This window comes from Photobacterium sp. OFAV2-7 (genome assembly GCF_022347985.1).
GTDB lineage: Bacteria > Pseudomonadota > Gammaproteobacteria > Enterobacterales > Vibrionaceae > Photobacterium.
In genome coordinates this window covers 1-6,571 of record NZ_JAKRFQ010000218.1, presented here as the reverse complement: position 1 = coordinate 6,571, position 6,571 = coordinate 1, and the positions used below count along the sequence as shown (strand labels likewise).

Genomic DNA, 6,571 nt, shown 5'->3' with positions numbered 1-6,571 from the left:
ACAGGCTCATCTAAAATAACGCCTTCTACACCAGTAACTGAATTTTTGAAATCTTTTATAGGGCTATATCCCGTACTCACCTCATTTATTACGAAACACATTGAAGCCATATATCTCTTCGATTTTTTTCCTACAGCACTAATTACCCAAATAATTCCACCTTCTGAACCTTCCACATTATTATTGGTATAAGCGGTTAAAAGCCCGATATCTTTTACTGATTTGCCAATTTTCTCTTCATTGTGATAGACAAAAATATTAATCATCGTGCATCTCCATTATTAGACGAAAGGTCTTGATTCTTAATTAAACGGCATTGACAACAAATTTTGCCAAGCGCGCCATAGTTAATACTTATATTCATTTAACTTTATTGAACTTAAGCTTTTGTCTTCCCGCGCGGGAGCGCAACTTTTTGCAGCATTTTTTTCTGGAATAATCAGTAACACCCCATTATCCCAAGCCTGACGCTACAGATAACGCAAAAGGTGCTCGGTTTTCAGGAGTAACACAACCTTTATACAGGCTGTACGCGGCAAAATTTTGGTCGGCAAACTAAAGGCGTGTGAAACTTCAGCTAATTCATGAACTGCTAAAATAGCAAACTCACTGACACTGTTCTGTCCAGTGACGAGTCAGGGTGATCTGCTCTGACTCACCTTTACCCCTTCCCTTCTTAATGTAATTACTTGGTTGCAGCTCACGCCAGCGAGTTTGTGATATTTATTCTTATCTCGACCAGATAATCAGTGGTGCTCGGAAACTTCCAGAACCTTTCAAACACACCAAGCCTAGCTTTGTCTAATATTTGCATATCCATGCAAATGTCACCTCAAAACTTTACCTAGTCGACTTATCAGATTTCTTACTTCAGGTAAGTAGCGATCCTCGTGGTGTGTTACAATCCATTGATCATGTCCAAGTTCATCAATTATGTTTCCTACACGCTGAAGCTGTGGCTCTGCGTCTCCTATAAAGGTTGGAAGAAGTGCAATACCCTTATCCTCAAGAGCGAGGTCGAGACTATTTCTCGGTATACTGACTTCACAAATCGAATGGCTACTAACAAAACGATCGAGCCAACGCCCCGAAGGGGTATCCGACTGTACCTTTATCCATATTTCAGGAGCTTCTTTAGTTGAATAGGGGGCAAACTCAACTCTTTTCAATTTACGGCAAACCAAAGTTTCATCAGTAGGCCTGCTATTCCGAATACCAATGACGGCCTCTCTGTGGGATATATCCAGTATTTTTTCTGTGGAAATAAAGCGTATTAAAGTATCATCTAGAGTTCCTGAAAACTGGTCAATATTTTTTATTAAGAATAGTGTAGTCCATGTACCCGCAGAGATTTTGACTAACGGCTTATTGTTTCGTGAACTTGTGCCTGTGAGTGTTGTTATTTGTGACTCAATCACAGTTAGTTCTTTTAACAATTTTTCTCCATCGGCTAGTAACTCATATCCGCGATCATGCCGAACAAACAACTCCTTTCCCAAACTCCTTTCAAGCGCGTGCATTCTTCTACCCAGTGTAGCAGGGCTACGCTGGCTTGATTTTGCTGCGGCTGACAGACCTCCTTCTCTTGCAACCGAAAGGAATAGTTGCAGATCGTTCCAGTTTACGCCCATTTCATTCATGAAAAGACCTTTGCATATTGTTTTATTGCTGAAATTACATTGTCTTGTAATCTTTAAAGCATTCAAAGGAAGTAGTGTTCTTTTTGCCTTAAACATCACAAGTAACTAACTGTTAAGGAGTGATAATAATGAATATTGGACTTGGAACGGCTGGCTTTGGGACATCAATCCCTGAGTCGCAAGCATATGAGATTATGAGTACCTTTGTTGAATGCGGTGGAACAATAATCGATACTGCAAACAACTATGCATTTTGGGCTGGAAAAGGAGGTGAAAGCGAAATAGTTATCGGTAACTGGCTTAGAACTAAAAATAGAGAGCAAATCGAAGTTCATACAAAAATTGGAGCACAACCTCTTGATGGTAAGAACTTTGATACAGTAGAAGGCTTAAGCAAAGCTTCTATAGAAAGCGCGGTGGAAGCATGTCTGAAGCGTTTATCAACTACTTATATTGATGTTTTGTATGCTCATATTGATGACATATCGACACCTTTATTAGAAACATGGTCTGCACTTAGTTCCTTGGTTCGCTATGGTGTAGTTAAGCGACTTGGAATTTCTAATTTTCTCTTATCACGAATCTCGGAGTTGCAAAATATAATAAACATCCATGGCTTAACGCCTGTCAGCTACGCACAGTACCGTCATACGATAATAGAACCGCATAAAGGGGCTGACTTGGGGGTACAAATCTGTTTTAATGCAGAGATTATCAGTGTGTTAAGAAAAGAAAATCCAAACATTAAGCTTGTAGCTTACTCACCGCTTCTAGATGGAGCCTTTGAATTAAGTAGAACTCTACCAGATAGCTACGACAGCGAAGCAAATAAATACATAGTGAAGAAGATACGAGAAGAAGCCCGAAGCTATGGTATAAGCCCATCAGCATTAGTATTAAAAAAGATCTCAGATGAAGGGCTAATGCCTTTGACGATGACAGGTAAGGTCGATCGATTAAAAGGAAACATGCAACTTTTTTGTAATAGTCAGCAGGTTTAGCTATAGATGGCTTTTATGCGCATTTTTGTCCATTTCCGTGCAAGGCGACTATCTCCAGAAGCGGTGGTCGCTTAGGCTTTGCGATACTTTTACTAATTCATCAGTTACTAATTTAGAAAAGACGCTGACAAACTTTTGTCCAAAAGTTTGTTACGCGGGGTTATGGTTGTATGTGGTTATGGTTGTATGATCCAAAGGAGTAGCTATAAGGAAGAGGGCTTTCTCGTATAGCTTAGCGCTGGCTATCATCAAAATGTCGAGATTTGCTTTGATCGAGTTGATGGGATAGTTGAGAATTTTTGGGTGATTTTCTCAGGTTTTGGTTAGAGAAAGGGCTTTTTGTTGAGAAAGTTCTGAATCCATTGAGATTACTGGCTTTTCTCATGTTTCATAAAAACAAAAATTAATTCTTGTTGGTTATAAACCATCCTTCGCGGAGCTAGGCTACACAAGGCTTTTCAAAGGCTTAAGTCACTAGGTGTGGTCAATAAACCTCTATTAATGTCCATATTATGAATCTGCGTGGACATTTTGTGGACACTATTGTGTCCACAGTTAGAGGTTGGAAAGAGGGTTTTTCGTGACCACATCTTCGAGGTGATCAGGGGCTAGGTGGGCATAACGCATCGTTTGTTTTATGTCGCTATGGCCCAAGGTGCGTTGCAGCGCAATGATGTTGCCACCGTTGATCATGTAGTAAGACGCAAAGGTGTGGCGCAGAACGTGGGCGGCTTGCTGCTTTAGTCGTGGAACATGTTTTACAATGAAGCGATACACTGTCGAATAGCCAATGTTGAACAGCGGCCCTGAACCTTCCTTGTAAATCACATCATACAGCTCAGGACTGATGGGTACTGAGCGATTCTTTTTGCCCTTCGTCTGGGTGAACGTCACCTTGTATTTAGTAAGCTGTGATCCGGTTAAGCTGGCACTTTCACGAAAACGGCCACCTGTAGCCAAGCACAGTTTAATTACTTTGTGTAAGTCTTCATGATGTGTGTGAGCTTCTGCCGCACTAATTAACGTACGCATTTCATCTTTGGTCAAAAACTCCATTTCACTTTCGTGTAGCTTGAACTGACGAACAGAAGAAAGGGGATTTGGCCCTTTCCACTCTTCCATTCGAATAAGCTCAACAATCACCGCATTAAGCAGGTCTTGTTCGTTGTTACAGGTACGGAATGAAATTTCAACTTTGCGCCCGTTCAGGTCGGGAATGTCACCGGCTAATCTTGCAGTGCGGTATTCGGTGAACATTTTGGCGGTGAGCTTGTGGTAAAGTGGGTCGCCCATGCCTAGCGCCATCACCTTCAATTTGTTGAAGGTGTATTTGGCATGGGTCAGTGATTGGCCGTGACGTTCGTGCCATACATCAATCATATCCAACAGGCTACGGCGTTCAGCTTTTTCACCCAGCCAAGGTTTGTCCTCGGCTTCGAGCATGGTGAACTTTTCAAAGGCAAGCGCCTCGCCTTTAGTGGCGAAGCGCTTACGGATCCGTTTACCGTTCCGGCCTTGTGGGCGGCAGTCACAGAGCCAGGACTTTTTACTGCCGTCTTTCAGGTTTCGGATTGTCATCTGAAACCTAATTACTTAATCCAGAGAGAAACATTTTTGTTCGTGTGCAATGTTGTATGATGCGGTTTACTTTTTTAAGGTCTTCATCCCTTTTGGGCGACCCAAAATCACCACCCGTTGCGATGTCAAAAATAGTACTAGCAAATAGTTTGAGTTCATCATCTGTACTGTTTTTTAACTTGTTATTAGGCAGGAAAAAGTAGTTATGTGGGATGTTATCAACGATTTTTGCGCCACATTGTCTCAAAAGCTTGGCACTAGAAACAATACGCATCTCTTGAATGGCATTTTTTTTCCGATGGCGCTTTTGGTAAGGGTACAACCAATATACTGTGGCTACTTTTTCAAAAGAGTCAAGAGCGACAAGATACTCATCGACAACAGAGTTTAACTTCTTTCTCTCATCAACTCGCCACCAATATAGTACGTTAAATATGAATGCAGCAATTACAGAAGATAACGAGCCAACCAAAGCCACAGGATAGGAACCATCAGGGATGCCGCTCAATGTGGTATTAATTGTTTCCAGCTGTGTTTGGAGCTGCGCTATGTTGATAGAAAGGTTGTTTAAGCCTTCGAGGTTTGTAATCGTCATATCACCTGAGATAGTTGTGGGTATATCAAAGGTGATATGTGTTACGGACGGAGGATTTTGAACCTCAACAATGATAGGCGGCTTTTCTATAGGTATCATTGAGCTGGTCTTGTTGAAATGTATTTCTCTGAGCCAAATTCGGCTTCATCGATGTACTGTATGATTTTTTCCTTGTAGAAAGAAAAATCATCATCGTCGTACTTAAAGTCAATTTTGTCTTTTAGAGCACTTGCTTGCATGTAACCGTAGGTTACGATTCCTGCAAATCCTTCTGTCAGGAATGATGAGCCATAGCCCTCAACACCATCGTCAAGGATGAAGATGATTTTTTCATTATTTTTCAGCTCTGCTAGTAAACTGCGAAAGTGAACTTCACGAAACTCTTCACCACTGCGTTTTTTTGTGTCGGAGTAAAAACGACCAGATGGATCATCAGAGAACTGTTTGCCGATATTAAATATGCTCATAATAAATCCCATGATTAAAGAATTACGCTCCAGATTAACAATGTACCCTGAATCGGTAGTTTTGAACGTGAAGTCGTCGAACGCTCTTCACCATTTTCTAATGTAAATTTGTAGTGGCCTCTGCCACTTAGAATCGAGAGTCGACCGCTTTCTCTTTTTTTAATGAATTCTAATAGATCGTGAAGCCCTTTACCACGATCAGCTCGTCCAGTTCGCGTTCTACCAACTTCAACTGCTGCTTTTAGAAGAACTTCATCTTTCCTACGCTCGCCTGCTTCAAATGAGGATAGATACTCAAAAACTTTCTCCTTTACTTTAGATGTTGGGAGTTTTTTTGGAATTCCAACCCCTTGGTCATAAAAGGCAACTTTTAACTCTTTGGTTCGTTCACTGTACGAGCCTGTAAGAAACCAGTTCTTCATCATGCTTCGCTGAAATTCAGTCTCAGGGTATGCGTGGTGAGAAACGTTCGTGATAGCTTCATCAAGCCCGCTGTGAAGAAATGTCCACTTTTGAATTTTATCTCCAACTATCGCAGAAATACCATCCTTTAGTTGTTTCGTTTTTCCTTCATCACCACACAGACCTTTGATGTATCTTACTAGCCTTTTATCTGAGACTTTACCTACTTTGCAAGGTGGCTTTTGCGGTTTGTTTTCGAACAGGTCAAAAAAGCCCAAATCGTGTAATTGCCCATAAATATCATCATTCCAGCACTTTATTTGTGGTTTTAACTTGTTTCTAATGGAGTCTTCCCAGTTGGAAATCTCCGCAGTAAGACATAGTGCAGCTGGAGTAGAAATCGACTTGAGGTGGTCAAAGTTAACACTTGCGAGATGGTATGCTCCTCGGGGAAGTAGTCTACCTTTATTTCTTCTGAACAGAGTTACTAACTCAATAATCGCATTTAAATGCTGGACAGTAACATCATAGTTTTTGTCGAAATCCATGACTTCTGGAAGATGGATGATGATACCGTTTTTGCGATTTTTTAGTTTTTGGTGCCTTAATCCATTCTTTATCTCACGATCAATAAAATCATTTACAGGCCTGTAATCAATTCTATTAATCCAGCAAGCTTTTGATGAGGATACAACTTCTCGAATCCCTTGCTTTCGATGCTTTATACCTGTGAGTACATCTAGCCTTCGTTGTTTTATGGTTATTTTTTTCATTATTAGTGACTTATTTCTTCTTCATTTCCATAGCCACACGGCCAAGCACTTTGATGTCATCCTCTGACACTTCAATAGTTGAGCTGCCGAATGCGATAGCTAGCTTCTTACCTGG

7 protein-coding genes and 1 pseudogene are annotated in these 6,571 nt (G+C 41.0%); 1 reads left to right on the top strand and 7 read right to left on the bottom strand.

All coding sequences use genetic code 11. The annotated features are described in order from the left end of the window. Both MHN01_RS12710 and MHN01_RS12705 read right to left on the bottom strand, forming a co-directional pair. Positions 1-266: hypothetical protein (locus MHN01_RS12710; RefSeq protein WP_239411686.1), on the bottom strand; the 266-nt coding region annotated here is incomplete at its 3' end. 561 nt (positions 267-827) lie between these two features. Next, positions 828-1,736, bottom strand: a complete 909-nt coding sequence (locus MHN01_RS12705; RefSeq protein WP_239411685.1) for a LysR family transcriptional regulator — start codon at positions 1,734-1,736, stop codon at positions 828-830. A gap of 32 nt (positions 1,737-1,768) precedes the next feature. Here MHN01_RS12705 and MHN01_RS12700 point away from each other — a divergent pair, with 32 nt between their 5' ends. After that, positions 1,769-2,641, top strand: coding sequence for an aldo/keto reductase (locus MHN01_RS12700; protein WP_239411684.1), 873 nt, complete (start codon positions 1,769-1,771; stop codon positions 2,639-2,641). 555 nt (positions 2,642-3,196) lie between these two features. Here the strand turns inward: MHN01_RS12700 and MHN01_RS12695 are convergent. From MHN01_RS12695 to MHN01_RS12675, 5 genes and pseudogenes are all read right to left on the bottom strand, one after another. Next, positions 3,197-4,219 carry a tyrosine-type recombinase/integrase gene (locus tag MHN01_RS12695; RefSeq protein WP_239411683.1) on the bottom strand — a complete coding sequence of 341 codons (1,023 nt, stop codon included), beginning with the start codon at positions 4,217-4,219 and terminating at the stop codon, positions 3,197-3,199. Positions 4,220-4,226: 7 nt separating this feature from the next. Next, a complete protein-coding gene (locus MHN01_RS12690; protein ID WP_239411682.1) occupies positions 4,227-4,913 on the bottom strand; it encodes a hypothetical protein in 687 nt (228 codons plus the stop codon). After that, a complete protein-coding gene (locus tag MHN01_RS12685) occupies positions 4,910-5,281 on the bottom strand; it encodes an STAS-like domain-containing protein (RefSeq protein ID WP_239411681.1) in 372 nt (123 codons plus the stop codon). Before MHN01_RS12685 ends, MHN01_RS12690 begins: the two co-directional genes overlap by 4 nt. 14 nt (positions 5,282-5,295) lie before the next feature. Beyond that, positions 5,296-6,456 (bottom strand): hypothetical protein, encoded by a 1,161-nt coding sequence (locus tag MHN01_RS12680; protein WP_239411680.1) that lies wholly within the window; start codon positions 6,454-6,456, stop codon positions 5,296-5,298. A 10-nt stretch (positions 6,457-6,466) separates the two neighbouring features. Continuing rightward, positions 6,467-6,571: pseudogene (locus tag MHN01_RS12675) on the bottom strand (transcriptional regulator); the annotation flags it as partial.

What these genes read in the sequence shown, in the direction of transcription:
- MHN01_RS12685 (WP_239411681.1), bottom strand. Translation starts at nt 5,281, where the DNA reads ATGAGCATATTTAATATCGGCAAACAGTTCTCTGATGATCCATCTGGT.
- MHN01_RS12680 (WP_239411680.1), bottom strand. Translation starts at nt 6,456, where the DNA reads ATGAAAAAAATAACCATAAAACAACGAAGGCTAGATGTACTCACAGGT.
- MHN01_RS12695 (WP_239411683.1), bottom strand. Translation starts at nt 4,219, where the DNA reads ATGACAATCCGAAACCTGAAAGACGGCAGTAAAAAGTCCTGGCTCTGT.
- MHN01_RS12705 (WP_239411685.1), bottom strand. Translation starts at nt 1,736, where the DNA reads ATGTTTAAGGCAAAAAGAACACTACTTCCTTTGAATGCTTTAAAGATT.
- MHN01_RS12700 (WP_239411684.1), top strand. Translation starts at nt 1,769, where the DNA reads ATGAATATTGGACTTGGAACGGCTGGCTTTGGGACATCAATCCCTGAG.
- MHN01_RS12690 (WP_239411682.1), bottom strand. Translation starts at nt 4,913, where the DNA reads ATGATACCTATAGAAAAGCCGCCTATCATTGTTGAGGTTCAAAATCCT.